At 52.0% G+C, this 16,400-nt stretch carries 14 protein-coding genes; 2 read left to right on the top strand and 12 right to left on the bottom strand.

Features of this window, described 5'->3' with window-relative positions:
• Nucleotides 1–153: 153 nt before the first annotated feature.
• Nucleotides 154–1,224, bottom strand: coding sequence for an AraC family transcriptional regulator (locus LDL70_RS05505; protein ID WP_225687649.1), 1,071 nt, complete (start codon nucleotides 1,222–1,224; stop codon nucleotides 154–156).
• A gap of 147 nt (nucleotides 1,225–1,371) precedes the next feature.
• On the opposite strand from LDL70_RS05505, the gene LDL70_RS05500 reads away from it, so the two are divergent.
• Nucleotides 1,372–2,073 carry a hypothetical protein gene (locus tag LDL70_RS05500; RefSeq protein WP_225687647.1) on the top strand — a complete coding sequence of 234 codons (702 nt, stop codon included), beginning with the start codon at nucleotides 1,372–1,374 and terminating at the stop codon, nucleotides 2,071–2,073.
• Nucleotides 2,074–2,131: 58 nt separating this feature from the next.
• On the opposite strand, the gene LDL70_RS05495 is transcribed toward LDL70_RS05500, so the two are convergent.
• Nucleotides 2,132–2,398: a DUF1467 family protein gene (locus LDL70_RS05495; protein WP_022711727.1), complete on the bottom strand. Its 267-nt coding sequence runs from the start codon at nucleotides 2,396–2,398 to the stop codon at nucleotides 2,132–2,134.
• Nucleotides 2,399–2,592: 194 nt separating this feature from the next.
• Between LDL70_RS05495 and LDL70_RS05490 the strand changes: the two genes are divergently transcribed.
• Complete coding sequence (locus LDL70_RS05490; protein ID WP_225687645.1) at nucleotides 2,593–3,402, top strand: transporter; 810 nt, start codon at nucleotides 2,593–2,595, stop codon at nucleotides 3,400–3,402.
• A 55-nt stretch (nucleotides 3,403–3,457) separates the two neighbouring features.
• Here the strand turns inward: LDL70_RS05490 and LDL70_RS05485 are convergent, their stop codons facing one another.
• The 10 genes from LDL70_RS05485 to nuoG form a co-directional block, all read right to left on the bottom strand.
• A complete protein-coding gene (locus LDL70_RS05485; RefSeq protein WP_370637774.1) occupies nucleotides 3,458–5,176 on the bottom strand; it encodes a ribonuclease J in 1,719 nt (572 codons plus the stop codon).
• Nucleotides 5,177–5,543: 367 nt separating this feature from the next.
• Entirely contained in the window at nucleotides 5,544–6,323 is a 780-nt protein-coding gene (locus tag LDL70_RS05475; protein WP_225687643.1) for a biotin--[acetyl-CoA-carboxylase] ligase, read from the bottom strand.
• Nucleotides 6,324–6,387: 64 nt separating this feature from the next.
• Complete coding sequence (nuoN, locus tag LDL70_RS05470) at nucleotides 6,388–7,824, bottom strand: NADH-quinone oxidoreductase subunit NuoN (RefSeq protein WP_151159306.1); 1,437 nt, start codon at nucleotides 7,822–7,824, stop codon at nucleotides 6,388–6,390.
• Between the two features lie 17 nt (nucleotides 7,825–7,841).
• Complete coding sequence (locus LDL70_RS05465) at nucleotides 7,842–9,347, bottom strand: NADH-quinone oxidoreductase subunit M (RefSeq protein WP_022711732.1); 1,506 nt, start codon at nucleotides 9,345–9,347, stop codon at nucleotides 7,842–7,844.
• Nucleotides 9,347–11,329, bottom strand: coding sequence for an NADH-quinone oxidoreductase subunit L (nuoL, locus tag LDL70_RS05460; RefSeq protein WP_075655566.1), 1,983 nt, complete (start codon nucleotides 11,327–11,329; stop codon nucleotides 9,347–9,349). Before nuoL ends, LDL70_RS05465 begins: the two co-directional genes overlap by 1 nt.
• 7 nt (nucleotides 11,330–11,336) lie before the next feature.
• Nucleotides 11,337–11,645 (bottom strand): NADH-quinone oxidoreductase subunit NuoK, encoded by a 309-nt coding sequence (nuoK, locus tag LDL70_RS05455; protein WP_022711734.1) that lies wholly within the window; start codon nucleotides 11,643–11,645, stop codon nucleotides 11,337–11,339.
• A gap of 13 nt (nucleotides 11,646–11,658) precedes the next feature.
• Complete coding sequence (locus LDL70_RS05450) at nucleotides 11,659–12,279, bottom strand: NADH-quinone oxidoreductase subunit J (protein WP_022711735.1); 621 nt, start codon at nucleotides 12,277–12,279, stop codon at nucleotides 11,659–11,661.
• 314 nt (nucleotides 12,280–12,593) lie between these two features.
• Nucleotides 12,594–13,085 carry an NADH-quinone oxidoreductase subunit NuoI gene (gene nuoI / locus LDL70_RS05445; protein WP_022711736.1) on the bottom strand — a complete coding sequence of 164 codons (492 nt, stop codon included), beginning with the start codon at nucleotides 13,083–13,085 and terminating at the stop codon, nucleotides 12,594–12,596.
• Nucleotides 13,086–13,096: 11 nt separating this feature from the next.
• The gene (gene nuoH / locus LDL70_RS05440) at nucleotides 13,097–14,143 is read right to left on the bottom strand and encodes an NADH-quinone oxidoreductase subunit NuoH (protein WP_075655568.1); all 1,047 of its coding nucleotides are present in this window, start codon (nucleotides 14,141–14,143) and stop codon (nucleotides 13,097–13,099) included.
• A gap of 126 nt (nucleotides 14,144–14,269) precedes the next feature.
• Nucleotides 14,270–16,351, bottom strand: coding sequence for an NADH-quinone oxidoreductase subunit NuoG (nuoG, locus tag LDL70_RS05435; RefSeq protein ID WP_225687641.1), 2,082 nt, complete (start codon nucleotides 16,349–16,351; stop codon nucleotides 14,270–14,272).
• Nucleotides 16,352–16,400 lie beyond the last annotated feature (49 nt).

Here is a 16,400-nt window from a genome sequence, read left to right as displayed (position 1 = left end):
AAACGAGTTGGACGCGTATTTTATCAGCAAGGCTAACGCCTTGCTTTTTTTTACATCTTAATAATACAAATATAGTGTGATTATAAACTCCGGTTTTGCTTCATCACGATAATAAAGCAATTCTCCTCAAAACTCATGTCATGCAAAGCCGTGCTATTCAGTGATGCTGGTGCCGGACATAATTATTTGATTACGATATGTTTTAGGTGCAATCCCCGTCACCCGTAAAAATTCGCGATTGAAATTCGATTTGGTGAGAAAGCCGCTGGCAAATGTGATCTGCGTCACCGGCTCATCCGTCTCCTGCAACAGACGACACGCTTCTTCGACACGAAAATTATTCACATAAACCGATACGCTGATCCCGCGACACCGGTTAACCGCCTCAGAGACATGGCGTGGTGGCCTGCGTAGCCGGTGAGCAATGCGCTTCAGGTTGAGCTCCATATCCTTATAAAGCTGTTTATCCCGCATCAGCGCATCCAGCTCAGTCACGATTGCCAGATGCTCATCTGTTGTCAGGGCAGTCTCAGATGTAAGTGCAGGTGCCTTCCCCTCATCCCGCTCATCTTCATCAGCATTGGTGCGATTATTCAGTGCCACACCGGCCGCCGCGCCCAATACCAGCAGCGACAGAATATTGGTTACCAGAATGATCGAGGGGGAATAGCGGCCACTGTTCCAGAGAAAATCGAAATTAATCAATATATCGACGATCACAGAGCCGATCAGCATAACGGCGGTTATCTGCATCGCCCGATAAGAGCGCATGACCCCGTCCAGCCGCGCAGCAATCAGCACATCCGGCCCCGCAAAGCTCAAGCGCAGCAGAGCCAGACCATAGGCCAAAAATATCACGATAATTGCCAGCGCCGCCAGATCACGGCGTATAAGCAGCAACACAAACACCGCCAATACCGGCAGCAAATGCGGCCAGATTTTATGCGCCCGCAAAGCATCATCACTATTCTGCACCGTGAGGCTGCGAAAACTTAAATAAGACAATCCGGCAATTATCGACGCCAGTAAAATCTGCACCGGCAGAACAGCAAGGATATCATAGCCCCAGCGCAAGCCGAGCAGAACCGATTGCAGCATATAAGTCCCGATCAGCGCGATGAAAAACATATCCGCACGACTTCCCGCCTCGCGATTACGCAACAGCTGCACCAGTATAATCACCAGCAATATTGTCAGCACAAATGGCAACGGAATAAAAATCATCGGCAAATATCTCGGTCATGTCTCATCTTGCGATCAGGAACATGAAGCAAAACGCGTTATGCGTCGACCTTGATCCTGTTTCAGGTCGCAGAAATACACAGTCCGGCAAATGATCCCTGCATTATCAACGCAGTCAGGATCAAAATAATGGACTATATGCTTCTCTCAATTTTACTTTCCGCCATTCTCACGCTCAGCGGTTGCAGCAATGAAACAAGCGTATCAGAAAAATCCGTGGCAACCGATGGCATAAAGAGCGTAACGATCAGCGGTGATGCCAGCCTTATCCGCTTGATCGCGAAAGACGATCAGAAACAACTGGCTGTCATGAGTGCCAAGCCATCGGGCTGGCTTTCCGGCTGGTTCTATAATGACTGTAAATCCCAAGGCGAAATGATTGTCAGCGGCCAGACATTGCTGATTAAAGCGCAAAACAGCGGCTGGTATGACCTGTCCGAATGCAGCACTTATCTGCAAATCAATCTGCCGCGCAATGCAGGCGTGACGATTAATCAGCCTGCCTTCAAAGGGGACTTACAGGGACAATTTGCCGATCTGAATATAGAGACCCGTGCCGGAGATATCAGCCTGCAAGGTGCCGCCACATCAGTCAGAATTCGCGGCGATGCTTTCCGCACCAGACTGCAATTTGACGGTACAACAGAGCCACAACAGATTGATATTGCAGGGCGTGCGCTGGATACGAGTCTGATTTTCCCGAAAGGCACTTCGGTCAATTATCGTATCCATTCCAAAGCCTCGCTGCTCGATACCAAGCTGCCGAATACACAGGGAGCAAAGCCGGAAATCGTGATTTCAGGCGATTATGCGCGTACAGAAATCCGATAGAAACTATCGAATAACGCTATAATTACAGTGCTTTATATAAAATATTTCAGAATGAGATTCACAGCTCAGGGAAGAAGTGCGGAATATCATCCAGACCGAAACCGAGTTTCTGCGTCACAAACCAGAACAGGCCGAAAATCACTGTCGCAAGGATGGTCGTACGCAGAAAAGCCAGCCAGATCCGCGGGCGCGCCGGTGCGCTCGCGACTGTGCCGCGCACAATATTATTCTCTTCTGCCTGTGTACGCAGACCGAAAGGCAGCATGGCAAACAGACTTGTCCACCAGATGATAAAATAGATCGCCATTCCGGACATAACAGACATATGTTTCCTCCCCGCATAATTCTCTTAAAGGATTATGCATCATTATTGACCGCAGCATAGAGCAGCGAAAGAACACGGGCAAGAGACAGCATCACGCTGTTTCCCACAATGATACGCATAAAAATGCCAGCTTCAAATTTCAGACAATGCGCTTAACCTGCTTATTATTTCGAATAATATCAGGTCATTAGCCGATGATGCGCTATATATTTCTCTACATTATAACATTCATATTATGCAGCATTGTCAGTTTCATTCCTGCTGCCAAAGCGCAAGAATCCGACGCACAACAACTGGCAAAGAAACTGGCCAATCCGGTTTCCAGTCTTATAAGCGTGCCTATTCAAAACACTTACACCTGTTGCACCGGCGCAAATAATGCCGGTCGTTTTACCACCAATATTCAGCCGGTTATTCCCTTTTCCCTCAATGCCGACTGGAATTTGATCGTGCGCACCATTGTGCCAATCATTCATCAAAGCTCCCCTGCGCCGGATATCGGAGCGAAATTCGGACTGGGCGACACGGTACAGAGCTTTTTCCTGTCTCCGGTTCAGAAAACAGATGGCATCATCTGGGGTGTGGGACCGGCCTTTCTGTGGCCAACCGCCACCAATGCCATGCTTGGCAATCAAAAATGGGGTGCAGGCCCGACAGCCGTTGCGCTCAAACAAATGCACGGCTGGACGATGGGCATGCTGACCAATCATATCTGGTCTTTTGCCGGAGAAAACGACCGGCAGAATGTCAGCGCCACACTGATCCAGCCTTTTATCAGCTATACTTTTCCCAATACGGTCGGCTTGTCGCTCAACAGCGAAATGACCTATGACTGGACGAATGAGCAATGGACAATACCGGTTGATCTCGGCATTTCCAAAGTTTTCACCTTCGGCAAGCAACATGTCAGCCTTGGTGTTACCGGCCAATATTACGCAAGCAAACCGGATAACGGCCCTGACTGGGGCGCTCGTTTTACAGCCACATTTCTGTTTCCCAAATAAAAACCGCCGGTGAATGGCTCACCGGCGGCGAATTATTTATCCTGAACAGAAACGATCAGGCTTCCGGAATACGGGTGACAAAAACTGTGGTCACCGGCTTTTTGCCCCAGACATCATTGGCCGCAGCACGCACTGCACGCCGCGCGGCTTCACGCACCAGCTCGATATCCTTGCGACGCGCGCGCGGAATGCTGTCAACAGCGCTGACGACTGCATCATAGAGCAGGTCTTCAATCAGATTGCGCTGACTGTCTTCTTCCGGCAAACCAAAGGCCACAACTTCCGGCTCATCATAGATTTTATGCTGATTATCGAGAAGAATGGACACCGCCACATGACCGACATAGGCCAGCTTGCGGCGCTCGGTGATGCCCATTTCATCTTCATCACCGATCAGGCGACCATCTTTATAGATGCGGCCATAAGGTGCTTCATCAATAATCTTTGCAGGCCCCGGAGCCAACCGCAGCACATCACCGTTACGCACCTGTGCCACATCCGGAATACCGGCCTGTATGCCCAATGTGCCCTGCGCAACCAGATGCGCGGCTTCACCATGCACCGGCACCAGAATTTGCGGGCGCACCCACGCATACATGCGCTTCAGCTCATTGCGGCGCGGATGACCGGAAACATGCACAAGCGCATCATCATCCGAAATGATCTTGATGCCCTGCTCGATAAGCATGTTTTTGATTTCAATGATCGATTTTTCATTGCCCGGAATAGTACGGGACGAGAAAATCACCGTATCACCGGCGGTCAAAGCCAGTGAGCGCATTTCATCGCGCGCCAGCTTGGCAAGCGCAGCGCGTGGCTCACCCTGACTGCCGGTCAGTACCATCACCACATTTTCACGCGGGACATAGCCGTAATCTTCCTCGGAAAGGAATTCCGGCAGGCCTTCCATATAGCCGAGCTCGGTTGCCACCGAGATACAGCGCTTCATCGAACGGCCAACCACCAGCACCTGACGACCGGCATCACGCGCCGCTTCGGCAATCGAGCGGATACGCCCGACATTGGAAGAGAATGTGGTGATTGCCACACGGCCTTTGGCATTTTCGATCAGCTCACGCAGGCTTTCCGATACCTGACGCTCGGACGGCGATTCACCCTCGCGCATCGCATTGGTACTGTCGCAGACCAGTGCCAGCACACCTTCATTACCCAGCTGTTCAAAACGGGTTTCGTCGAGCACGGGGCCGAGCGACGGCTCCGGATCGATTTTCCAGTCACCCGTATGGATCACACGGCCAAGCGGCGTAGTAATCGCCAGCGATACCGGCTCAGGAATGGAGTGCGTAACGGCCAGCGCTTCAATCTTGAAGCTGCCTACTTCAAAACTTTCACCGGCGCGGAACACAGTTACCGGAATTTCAGGCGCGTTATATTCAGCCTGACGTTTGGCTTCGAGCAATCCGGCGGTAAACGGGGTCGCATAAACCGGCAGGCGCAGACGCGGCCAGAGATCCAGCAGCGAGCCATAATGATCTTCGTGCGCGTGGGTAATAATAATCCCGCGGATATTATTACGCTCGGCTTCCAGATAGCGGATATCCGGCAGGATCAGGTCAGCCCCCGGCAATTCAGGACCTGCAAAACTCACGCCCATATCGATAATGATCCATTCACGCGCATGCTCCGGCCCGTAGCCATACATTGCGAGGTTCATACCGATTTCGCCTACGCCGCCCAATGGCAGGAACACCAGTTCCGCTTTGCCATTTACAGCGTTATCGTTTTGCACATCATCCAAACGGGACTGGGGCATTCCCCCTCCTCAATAAATATTACTTCCGACACATTATCATGTGGCATTTTCCATGCTCTTTTAAAGACAGAGCCGGATACACACAGGCATGACAATGCAAATTCAACATATTAAAGCATTTCCAGCAAAAGTGGGTACCGGTTTTGCGCCGGATAATGCGTAAAACAAAGAATTAGAGCGGTTCCAACGATTCAGTCATAACTGGAAGCGCTCTAATTTCATGACCGCTAAAGTGATTTGAAGCAAGAATAGTTCTCAAAAATTCTCAACTTACAAAAAGAAAACTGAAGTTTTGCACTTCAACTTAACAATTATAGCAATACCGGCCTTTTATCAGTTCACAGCCTGCACTTCATTACAGGATGCTTTAGCGTGTTTCAGCACCAAAGAAAACCTCACCGGCGGAGATCGTCTGTTTACGTCCCTGTGGCAGGCTCAGAACCAGATGTCCCTGCGGATCGATCGAGGAGAAGATACCTTCCAATGTCTCGCCGCCGCTTTGCACCCGAATGACTTCGCCCAGCCTTGCCGCATGGCGCAGCCAATGGGTGCGGATAGTTTCCAGTCCCTGACCGTTATTCCACAAAGCAAAGTTCACAGCAAAGCGCTCTGCCAGCGCCTGCAAAAGCTGTTCTGCACCCTGTGTATAGCCATTGGCTTTCAGACTGCTCACCGCATAGGGCACGCCTTCCGGAATATGCAGCACATTCACACCAATACCGATAACCAGAGCCTTGCGCCCGTCTTTCAGCAAAGCAGATTCCAGCAGGATACCCGACAGTTTCGCACCATCAGCCAGCACATCATTCGGCCATTTCAGCTGAAACCGTGTCTCTGTCTCCGGCAGCAATTGCTCAACGGCTTCAACCAGTGAAAGACCGGCGACGAAGCTCAGTGTGGCAGCCAGTTCCAACGGATAATCATGAATAAGCAGCAAGGTTGCAGCGAGATTACCGGTCTGTGTTGACCATTCACGACCACGACGACCACGGCCGGAGCGCTGATCCTTGGTCACATACCAGACAGCGCTTTCCGCCCCTGTCTGTGCTTCTGTCAAAGCTTCGGCATTGGTTGAGCCGATATATTCAAATTCCTTTAGCCCGTAACCGGCAGCAATTGCTTTCTCACTCAGAACAAAACTCATCATGCACCTTACAAAAAGAAACGCCCGGCATAAACCGGGCGTTTATAACATGCTTATTCAGATCATATCAGAAAAATGCTTTGGCAGCATTTGTCGCCCAGATCATGATCGGCGAAGCGATCAGCGCATAGAGCAGAACGAAAGCTGCAGATACGCCCATCACCAGTTTCAGCTCACCGGCGGGTGCTTCAAGACCGCCTGCAGGCTCATCAAACCACATGATTTTGATAACGCGCAGATAGTAGAAAGCACCAACAACGGAAGCCACGATACCGATAACCGCCAGCGGCACCAGACCAGCCTGAACAGCTGCAAGGAATGTGTACCACTTACCGAAGAAACCGGCCAGCGGAGGAATACCTGCAAGCGAGAACATGAAGATGGTCATGATTGTCGCCATCACCGGATTGGTGCGGGACAGACCTGCCAGATCATTGATCTCTTCAACAGTGCCGCTCTTGTTACGCATTGCCAGAATGAATGCGAATGTACCCAGTGTCATCACCAGATAGATCAGCATGTAAATAGCAACGCCGCGCACACCGTCTACAGTACCGGCAGCAAGACCAACCAGAGCATAACCAACATGGCTGATGGAAGAATAAGCCATCAGGCGTTTGATGTTTTTCTGACCGATCGCCGCGAAAGCACCGAGGATCATCGAGGCCAGAGCCACGAAAACGATGATCTGCTGCCAGTCAGCGGTCAGCGGTGCAAAGGCACCCATGGTCACGCGTACCAGCAATGCAATAGCAGCCATTTTCGGAGCCGCAGCAAAGAAAGCGGTTACAGGGGTTGGCGCACCTTCATAAACATCCGGTGTCCACATATGGAACGGAACAGCGGAGATTTTGAATGCCAGACCGGCCATGATGAAGACCAGACCGAAGACCAGACCCAGCTGACGCTCGCCGCCGGTAACAGCAGCAGCAATATCAGCAAAGTTGATTGTGCCGGTGTAACCATAGACCAGAGAAATACCGTAAAGCAGCATACCCGAAGACAGAGCGCCGAGAACGAAATATTTCAGACCGGCTTCTGTGGAACGCACGCTGTCGCGGTTGAAAGCGGCCAGCACATAAAGCGCCAGCGACGACATTTCAAGGCCGAGATAGAGAGCCAGCATATTGTTGGCGGATACCATCAACAGCATACCGACAGTCGACAGTACAACCAGAACCGGAAACTCAAACTTGTTGAATTTCTGGTCTTTGGCAAAGCCGACCGACATGATCAGCGTGACGACCGAACCGATCAGCGTCAGCACTTTCATGAAACGGGTGAAGCTGTCGCTGATAAATGCCGAGCCGAAAGCAGCGCCGTCAGCAGGGAAAACCAGCACGAGTGCGAGCGCACCAAGCAGCAATGCTACAGAAAGACCCGTAACAATGGTGTTGGCACGGTCGCCGGAAAATACACCCACCATCAGCAGCACCAAGGCGCCAACTGCGAGCAGCACCTCCGGTGCAGCGAGAGTAAGGTGGGCAATCAGATCGGTGTACATCGCTCGATGCCTTCGTCTTAATTTGCAACAGGCATGGCAACACTTGCCACAGCCGCATTGTAGTTGGTGACCAGAGCGTCAACGGCACTCGCAGTCGCATCAAAGACCGGAACCGGATAGACACCGAAGAAGATCGTCAGAATGACGAGCGGATACAGGATTGCTTTCTCACGCGGAGACAAATCCAGCAGCGCTTTCAGGCTTTCCTTATCAAGCGCACCGAAAATGACGCGGCGATAGAGGTAGAGCGCATAGGCAGCCGACAGGATAACACCGGTTGTTGCAATCACAGCAATCCATGTATTGGCCTGGAACACACCGAACAGTGTCAGGAATTCACCGATAAAGCCGGAAGTCCCTGGCAGACCAACATTGGCCATGGTGAGGATCAGGAACACAACCGCATATTTCGGCATGTTGTTGACCAGACCACCATAGGCCGAGATATCACGTGTGTGCATACGATCGTAAACCACGCCAACGCAAAGGAACAGACCGCCGGAAATGATACCGTGCGACAGCATCTGGAACAATGCACCCTGCACACCCTGCGCATTGGCAGCAAAGATACCCATGGTCACATAACCCATATGGGCAACGGACGAATAGGCGATCAGCTTTTTGATATCGGTCTGAACCAGAGCCACCAAAGAGGTGTAAACAATGGCGATAACCGAGAGCCAGAATACGAATGGTGCAAAGTCTGCGGAAGCCAGCGGGAACATTGGCAGCGAGAAACGCAGGAAGCCGTAGCCACCGAGTTTCAGCAGGATACCGGCCAGAATAACCGAACCGGCTGTCGGCGCTTCAACGTGCGCATCAGGCAACCATGTATGAACCGGCCACATCGGCATCTTCACTGCGAAAGAAGCGAAGAAGGCCAGCCACAACCATGTCTGCATTGATGCAGGGAAGTCGTATGCCAGAAGGGTCGGAATATCCATTGTACCGGCAGTGAAATACATTGCCATCATAGCAATGAGCATCAGCACCGAGCCCAGCAGCGTATAGAGGAAGAATTTCAGGCTGGCGTAAACGCGGCGCTGACCACCCCATACACCGATGATAATGAACATCGGAATAAGGCTTGCTTCAAAGAAGACGTAGAACAGGAACATATCCAGTGCGCAGAACACACCGATAACGAGCGTTTCAAGGATCAGAAACGCAACCATATATTCCTTGACGCGGAAGTCCACGGACTTCCAGCTCGCCAGAATACAGAACGGCATCAGGAATGCGGTCAGAACCACAAACAGCATGGAAATACCGTCCACGCCCATGTGATAGCTGATGCCTTCACCGAACCATGCATGTTTCTCAACCATCTGGAAACCGGCATTTGAATTATCAAAGCCTGCCCAGATCACCAGAGACAATGCAAACACAAAGATTGTGGTCAGAAATGCAACATTACGGATATTGCGGCGCGCTGCCTCGCTGTCGTCCTTGATCAAGAGGATCAAGAACGCACCTACGAGCGGCAGAAACGTGACCGTTGAGAGAATTGGCCAGTCGGTCATCAGAAAGAGCTCCCGATCATCATCCAGGTGACGAGCGCGGCGACACCGATAAGCATCGCGAATGCGTAGTGATAAAGGTAACCGCTCTGCAGCTTAACAACGCGGTTGGTAATGCCGACCACACGAGCCGCCACACCATTCGGACCCATGCCGTCAATGATCTTGGTATCACCGGTTTTCCAAAGGAAGCGGCCAAGAGCCATGCTCGGGCGAACGAACAGGAAATCATAGAGTTCGTCGAAGTACCATTTGTTCAGCAGGAACTGGTACAGGCCAGGATGACGGGCTGCAATTGCCTTCGGTGTTTCCGGCGAGCGGATATAGAAAGCCCATGCAAAAATGAAACCCAGCACCATTGCAATGAACGGCGAGAATTTAACCCAGGTCGGCACACCGTGGAAGTCATGCAGAATGTGGTTATCCGCACCGGTGAACAGAGCGCCCTTCCAGAAGGCATCATAATGATCGCCGAAGAAGTAACCGACGAAGAAGAAGCCTGCGAAAAGTGCACCAACGGCAAGAACGAACAGCGGAACCAGCATCACCGGAGGTGAATCATGAACGTGATGCATAACTTCAGCGGTAGCGCGTGGCTTGCCGTGGAAAGTCATGAAAATCAGACGCCATGAGTAGAAAGATGTGAATGCAGCAGCGATCACCAGCAGCGTGAAGGCAAAGCCCGATGCAGCTGAGTGCGAAGCAAATGCAGATTCAATAATCGCATCTTTGGAGAAGAAGCCGGCAGTACCGATAACAGTGCCCGGAATACCAAGACCTGTCAGCGCCACGGTACCGATGATCATCATCCAGTAAGTGGTCGGGATCAGCTTACGCAGACCACCCATACGACGCATATCCTGCTCGTCTGATACCGCATGGATCACCGAACCGGCACCCAGGAACAGCAGAGCTTTAAAGAATGCGTGTGTGAACAGGTGGAATACGGCAGCGCCGTAAGCGCCGACGCCGAGTGCCACGAACATGTAACCGAGCTGCGAACAGGTCGAATAAGCAATCACGCGCTTGATGTCGTTCTGTACCAGACCAACGGTCGCGGCAAAGAAAGCAGTGATCGCACCGATAATGGTTACAACCAGCAGAGCAGTTTCAGACTGTTCAAAGATCGGCGACATGCGCGCAACCATGAACACACCTGCGGTCACCATCGTCGCCGCGTGGATCAGAGCCGACACAGGTGTCGGGCCTTCCATCGCATCAGGCAACCATGTGTGCAGCAGGAACTGCGCCGATTTACCCATCGCGCCCATGAAGAGCAGCAATGCAACAACGGTCAGAGCGCCTTGTTTGTCGAGTTCAAAACCGAGGAAGCTCAGCACAACCTGCGATGCATTTTCACCGGCAGCATAATTCTGGGCTGTCGAGAAGATCGTGGCATAATCCACGGCACCAAACAGAACGAAGATACCGAAAATACCAAGCAGGAAGCCGAAGTCACCAACGCGGTTGACCACGAAAGCTTTCATCGCAGCCGCATTGGCCGAAGGTTTCTTATACCAGAAGCCGATCAGCAAGTAGGACGCAAGACCCACGCCTTCCCAGCCGAAGAACATCTGAACCAGATTGTCAGAGGTTACCAGCATCAGCATCGCAAAGGTAAACAGCGACAGGTAAGCAAAGAAACGCGGACGATGCGGATCGTGATGCATATAGCCGATCGAGTAGATGTGTACGAGCGCCGACACGCTGTTGATAACAACAAGCATAATCGCGGTCAGTGTATCCACACGGATCGCCCAGTCAAAAGACAGGGTACCGGAAGTCAGCCAGTGCAGAACCGGCACACGGACAGGCTCGGAGGAGCCCATTGCAACAGTAAAGAACGCAACCCATGACAGCGCAGCCGCAATCACGAGGAAGCCGGAAGTGATATATTCGCTGGCTTTGGCTCCGATCTTATTGCCGAAAAGTCCGGCAATAAGAAAGCCCAGCAGCGGAAGGAAGACGATCGCGTAGTAGAGCATCTGCCCGTCAACCTTTCATGACATTGACATCTTCCACCGCGATAGAACCACGGTTACGGAAGAACACGACAAGAATAGCAAGACCGATTGCCGCTTCAGCAGCTGCAACAGTCAGGACGAAGAGTGCGAAAACCTGCCCGACCAGATCGCCGAGCGTTGCGGAAAACGCAATGAAGTTCAGATTGACCGAGAGAAGAATAAGTTCGACCGACATCAAAATGACGATCACATTCTTACGGTTGAGGAAAACCCCGAAAACGCCAAGCGTAAACAGGATCGCCGACACGGTCAGATAATGTTCGATACCGACTACCATCATGAGGCTCCTGTTAAATACCCTTGCCTGTTTCGACTTTTTTGATCTCGATCGCAGTTTCCGGTGTACGGGCAACCTGCGCAGGGATCGACTGACGTTTGACGCCTTCTTTATGACGCAGGGTCAGCACAATCGCGCCGATCATCGCCACCAGCAGGATCAGGCCGGCAATCTGGAAGTAGAAAACGAAATCCGTATAGAGAATGTCGCCAAGCGCCTGTGTATTCTGGCGTGTCGCCACATCAGGGATCGGATAAGCGGCATTTGCTGCAATTTTCGGCGAGAAGATCGAGGCGGAGAATGCCAAAATCAATTCTGCCAGCAGAACCACACCGACCAGAGCACCAACCGGCGCATGTTTAAGCGCGCCTTGTTTGAGCTCAGCAAAATCCACATCCAGCATCATGACGACGAAGAGGAAGAGAACCGCCACAGCACCGACATAAACAACCACAAGGATCATTGCCAGGAATTCAGCGCCCGTCAGCAGGAACAAAGCCGCTGCATTGAAGAAAGCCAAAATCAGAAACAAGACCGAGTGAACGGGATTGCGTGCGGTGATAACCATCAGCGCACTCGCAATCATGATGAAGGCGAATAAATAGAAAAACGCCGCCGCTATACCTGTCAGCATGGGGTTCCCCAATATCCTTTAACTTGGCAAGGCAACTTGCCTGTCCTACCACCTCATATCCCACAGCCAAAAACCGCGACATGAGGCAAAACTTCAAGCACAACAGCCATGAGCACCAAAAGCTCCGGCTATTGCACCAACTTAAATATTCAGAGCATTTCCTGCGGTTCAATTTAAACCGGAAATGCTCTATCTTTTTGTTTTCCGATGCGCATCTTATCCGAAAACCGCTTCGCACTTTTCGGGATGCGCTTCAGCCCTGCCCTTTCCGGACAGAGGAACTCATCTTAGCGATCCGATGGGCTTAGCCCATCTTAGCGATAAGGTGAGTCCATCGCGATATTGCGCGCAATTTCACGTTCCCAACGATCACCATTGGCGAGCAGCTTTTCTTTATCATAGTAAAGCTCTTCGCGGGTTTCCGTGGCGAATTCGAAATTCGGCCCTTCAACAATCGCATCAACCGGACAGGCTTCCTGACAGAAACCGCAATAGATGCATTTGACCATATCAATGTCATAACGCACGGTGCGGCGGGTTCCGTCATTGCGGCGCGGACCGGCTTCAATTGTAATTGCCTGTGCCGGGCAGATCGCTTCGCAAAGCTTACAGGCAATGCAGCGTTCTTCACCATTCGGATAACGGCGCAGGGCATGTTCACCGCGGAAGCGCGGTGAAACAGGACCTTTTTCATGCGGGTAGTTCAATGTTGCCTTAGGCGCAAAGAACTGACGCATGGAGAGAAAGAATGCTCCGACGAATTCTTTCAGAAGCAGTGATTTAGCGGCTTGAGCGATAGAAGCCATGTGATGTCTCCTTAACCTACGAGGCCGGTAAATTTGAGGAATGCAGCGGTCGCCACAACCATGAACAGCGAGATCGGCAGGAATACTTTCCAGCCCAGACGCATCAGCTGGTCATAACGGTAACGCGGTACGAATGCCTTCACCATCGCAAACATGAAGAAGCACATGCAGAGCTTCAGCATGAACCAGACAATGCCCGGCACCCATGCGAGGAACCATACATCCACGATTGGCAGCCAGCCGCCAAGGAACAGAATAGTCATCAATGCGCACATCAGAGTGATGGCAACATATTCACCGAGGAAGAACAGCAGGAACGGTGTCGACGAGTATTCGATCATATGACCGGCAACAAGTTCGGATTCCGCTTCAACCAGATCGAACGGAGGACGGTTGGTTTCCGCCAGTGCCGAGATGAAGAAGATCACGAACATCGGGAACAGCACGAGCCAGTTCCAGTCGAGGAACGAGTTCGGCAGCCCCAGCGAAGTACCAAGACCTGTGGACTGAGACAGCACGATGTCGGTCAGGTTCAGGGAACCGGCAACCAGCAACACTGTTACAATCACAAAGCCGATCGAAACTTCATAAGAAACCATCTGCGCTGCGGAGCGCAGTGCACCGAGAAACGGATATTTCGAGTTTGAAGCCCAGCCGCCCATAATCACGCCATAAACTTCAAGTGAAGATATAGCGAGAATGTAAAGGATACCGACATTGATATTGGCAATTGCCCAGCCTTCACTGACCGGAATAACTGCCCATGTTGCCAGTGCCAGCAGTGCCGAAATAAACGGCGCCAGCAGGAACACGGCTTTGTTGGCACCCGATGGGATGATCGGCTCTTTGAATACGAATTTCAAAAGATCCGCAAAAGCCTGAAACAGTCCCCAAGGGCCGACAACGTTTGGTCCCCGACGCAACTGTACCGCAGCCCAGATCTTACGATCCGCATAAAGCAGATAGGCTACAACAATCAGCAATACGACGAGCAGAACGACTGACTTCAGCGCTATGATCAGCGCCGGTAAGACGTAAGCTGCAAAAATACCGTCCATTTTCCCGTCTCTCTCTTACAGCACTGCGTGGTTTTAAGTCCCACGCAAGGGCAAGCTGTAAACCTTATTATTTAGCAATATCAGCTCCTTAAACCCGAAAGCTTAAGGAGCTGTATGCATCAATGCTTATTCGGCTGCCTGCTGGAAGCCACCCTTTGCCAGCGCGGAACATTCAGCCATCACAGCTGAAGCACGGGCAATCGGGTTTGTCAGATAGAAATCTGTGACAGGCGAAGCAAACGCAACGCCTTTAACTGCAGCTGCTTTTGCACCGAGAGCTGCGATATCCGCAACCTGACCGGCAGCCACTGCGTCAATCTGAGCCATATGCGGATAGTCCGCATAAAGCGCTGCACGCAGCTGAGCCAGACTGTCAAACGGCAGTTTCGCGCCCAGAATATCTGACAATGCACGCAGGATTGCCCAGTCTTCCTTGGCTTCACCCGGAGCAAAACCGGCACGGTTTGCCAGCTGTACGCGGCCTTCCGTGTTTACATAGGTACCGGATTTTTCTGTATAGGTGGAACCTGGCAGGATCACATCAGCAGCGTGGGCACCGGCATCACCATGCGTGCCGATATAGACAACGAAGCTCGAACCTTTGTTGGACAGATCAAGTTCATCTGCACCGGCAAGGAACAGCACATCCATCTGGCCGACCATGTCGGCAGCTTTAACGCCGCCCTCACCCGGCACAAAACCGAGATCAAGTGCGCCGACGCGGGCAGCAGCAGTGTGCAGAACTGCAAAACCGTTCCACTCTTCGCTCACTGCGCCAACGGCATTTGCCAAAGCAGCAGCCTGAGCCAGTACAGCCTCACCGCTTTCACCGGTCAGTGCACCCTGACCGATCAGGATCAGCGGGCGCTGTGCATTTTTCAGAACATCAAAGAACTTGTCTTTGCCGCTTGCTACCTGAGTCAGCGTATCAGAACCGGCGCCGAGATAGTTGTAAGCATAACGCAGGTCTGCCTGTTCACCGATCAGACCAATCTGCAGTCCACCCTGACGCTGACGCTTCAGAATACGTGCATTGAGCACCGAAGCTTCAAAACGCGGGTTGGAACCCACGATCAGAATCGCATCAGCCTGTTCAATACCTTCAATCGTCGGATTGAAGATATAAGAAGCACGGCCGAATTTAGGATCAAGCGCAACACCATCCTGACGGGCGTCAATATTGACGGAACCGAGTTTGGTCATCAGGCTCTTCAGTGCGTAGAGCTCTTCCACATTGGCCAGATCACCGGCAATTGCGCCGATTTTGGCAGCTGAAGTCTTGGCAACAGCAGCTTTAACCGCAGCAAATGCCTCGCTCCAGCTTGCAGCCTGCAGACGACCATTAACGCGAACATAAGGGCGGTCAAGGCGCTGGGTGCGCAGACCATCCCAGATGAAACGGGTCTTGTCGGAAATCCACTCTTCGTTCACCTGTTCGTTCAGACGCGGCATAATACGCATCACTTCACGACCACGGGTATCAACGCGGATATTTGAACCAAGAGCATCCATCACGTCGATAGATTCGGTCTTGTTCAGCTCCCAAGGACGTGCCTGAAACTCGTAAGGCTTGGATGTCAGCGCGCCGACCGGGCACAGATCAATCACATTGCCCTGCAGTTCAGAGGTCATTGCGCGTTCGAGATAGGTGGTGATTTCAGCATCCTCACCGCGACCTGTGAGGCCGAGCTCGGAAATACCGGCAACTTCCGTGGTGAAACGAACGCAGCGCGTGCAGTGAATGCAGCGTGTCATGATCGTTTTGACCAGAGGGCCGATATATTTATTTTCAACAGCACGTTTGTTTTCGCGGTAACGCGAACCATCGGTACCGAAAGCCATTGCCTGATCCTGCAGATCGCACTCACCGGCCTGATCACAAATCGGGCAATCCAGCGGGTGGTTGATGAGCAGGAATTCCATCACACCTTCACGGGCCTTTTTGACCATAGGTGTGTTGGTGAAGATTTCAGGTGTTTCGCCGTTCGGGCCCGGACGCAGATCACGTACGCCCATGGCGCAGGATGCAGCCGGCTTCGGCGGTCCGCCTTTAACTTCAACCAGGCACATGCGGCAATTGCCGGCAATGGAGAGGCGTTCGTGGAAACAGAAACGCGGCACGGTAGCGCCAGCCTCTTCGGCTGCCTGAAGAAGCGTGTAGTGATCGGGTACTTCGATCTCGTTACCGTCAACTTTGATCTTTGCCATCGCTTGTCCAAACCTGCGGCACTTGCCGCATTCTTTTAAACCCGCGGCA

Origin of the sequence: Pseudochrobactrum sp. XF203 (assembly GCF_020341615.1) — a bacterium.
GTDB classification, from domain to species: domain Bacteria; phylum Pseudomonadota; class Alphaproteobacteria; order Rhizobiales; family Rhizobiaceae; genus Pseudochrobactrum; species Pseudochrobactrum saccharolyticum.
This window is presented reverse-complemented; position numbering and strand designations above follow the sequence as displayed.

Coding starts and splice junctions, on each gene's coding strand:
- nuoL (WP_075655566.1), bottom strand. CDS start 11,329: ATGCTCTACTACGCGATCGTCTTCCTTCCGCTGCTGGGCTTTCTTATT.
- LDL70_RS05490 (WP_225687645.1), top strand. CDS start 2,593: ATGATGCGCTATATATTTCTCTACATTATAACATTCATATTATGCAGC.
- LDL70_RS05495 (WP_022711727.1), bottom strand. CDS start 2,398: ATGTCTGTTATGTCCGGAATGGCGATCTATTTTATCATCTGGTGGACA.
- nuoI (WP_022711736.1), bottom strand. CDS start 13,085: ATGGCTTCTATCGCTCAAGCCGCTAAATCACTGCTTCTGAAAGAATTC.
- nuoK (WP_022711734.1), bottom strand. CDS start 11,645: ATGGTAGTCGGTATCGAACATTATCTGACCGTGTCGGCGATCCTGTTT.
- LDL70_RS05500 (WP_225687647.1), top strand. CDS start 1,372: ATGGACTATATGCTTCTCTCAATTTTACTTTCCGCCATTCTCACGCTC.
- nuoG (WP_225687641.1), bottom strand. CDS start 16,351: ATGGCAAAGATCAAAGTTGACGGTAACGAGATCGAAGTACCCGATCAC.
- LDL70_RS05505 (WP_225687649.1), bottom strand. CDS start 1,224: ATGATTTTTATTCCGTTGCCATTTGTGCTGACAATATTGCTGGTGATT.
- nuoH (WP_075655568.1), bottom strand. CDS start 14,143: ATGGACGGTATTTTTGCAGCTTACGTCTTACCGGCGCTGATCATAGCG.
- LDL70_RS05475 (WP_225687643.1), bottom strand. CDS start 6,323: ATGATGAGTTTTGTTCTGAGTGAGAAAGCAATTGCTGCCGGTTACGGG.
- LDL70_RS05485 (WP_370637774.1), bottom strand. CDS start 5,176: ATGCCCCAGTCCCGTTTGGATGATGTGCAAAACGATAACGCTGTAAAT.
- nuoN (WP_151159306.1), bottom strand. CDS start 7,824: ATGTACACCGATCTGATTGCCCACCTTACTCTCGCTGCACCGGAGGTG.
- LDL70_RS05450 (WP_022711735.1), bottom strand. CDS start 12,279: ATGCTGACAGGTATAGCGGCGGCGTTTTTCTATTTATTCGCCTTCATC.
- LDL70_RS05465 (WP_022711732.1), bottom strand. CDS start 9,347: ATGACCGACTGGCCAATTCTCTCAACGGTCACGTTTCTGCCGCTCGTA.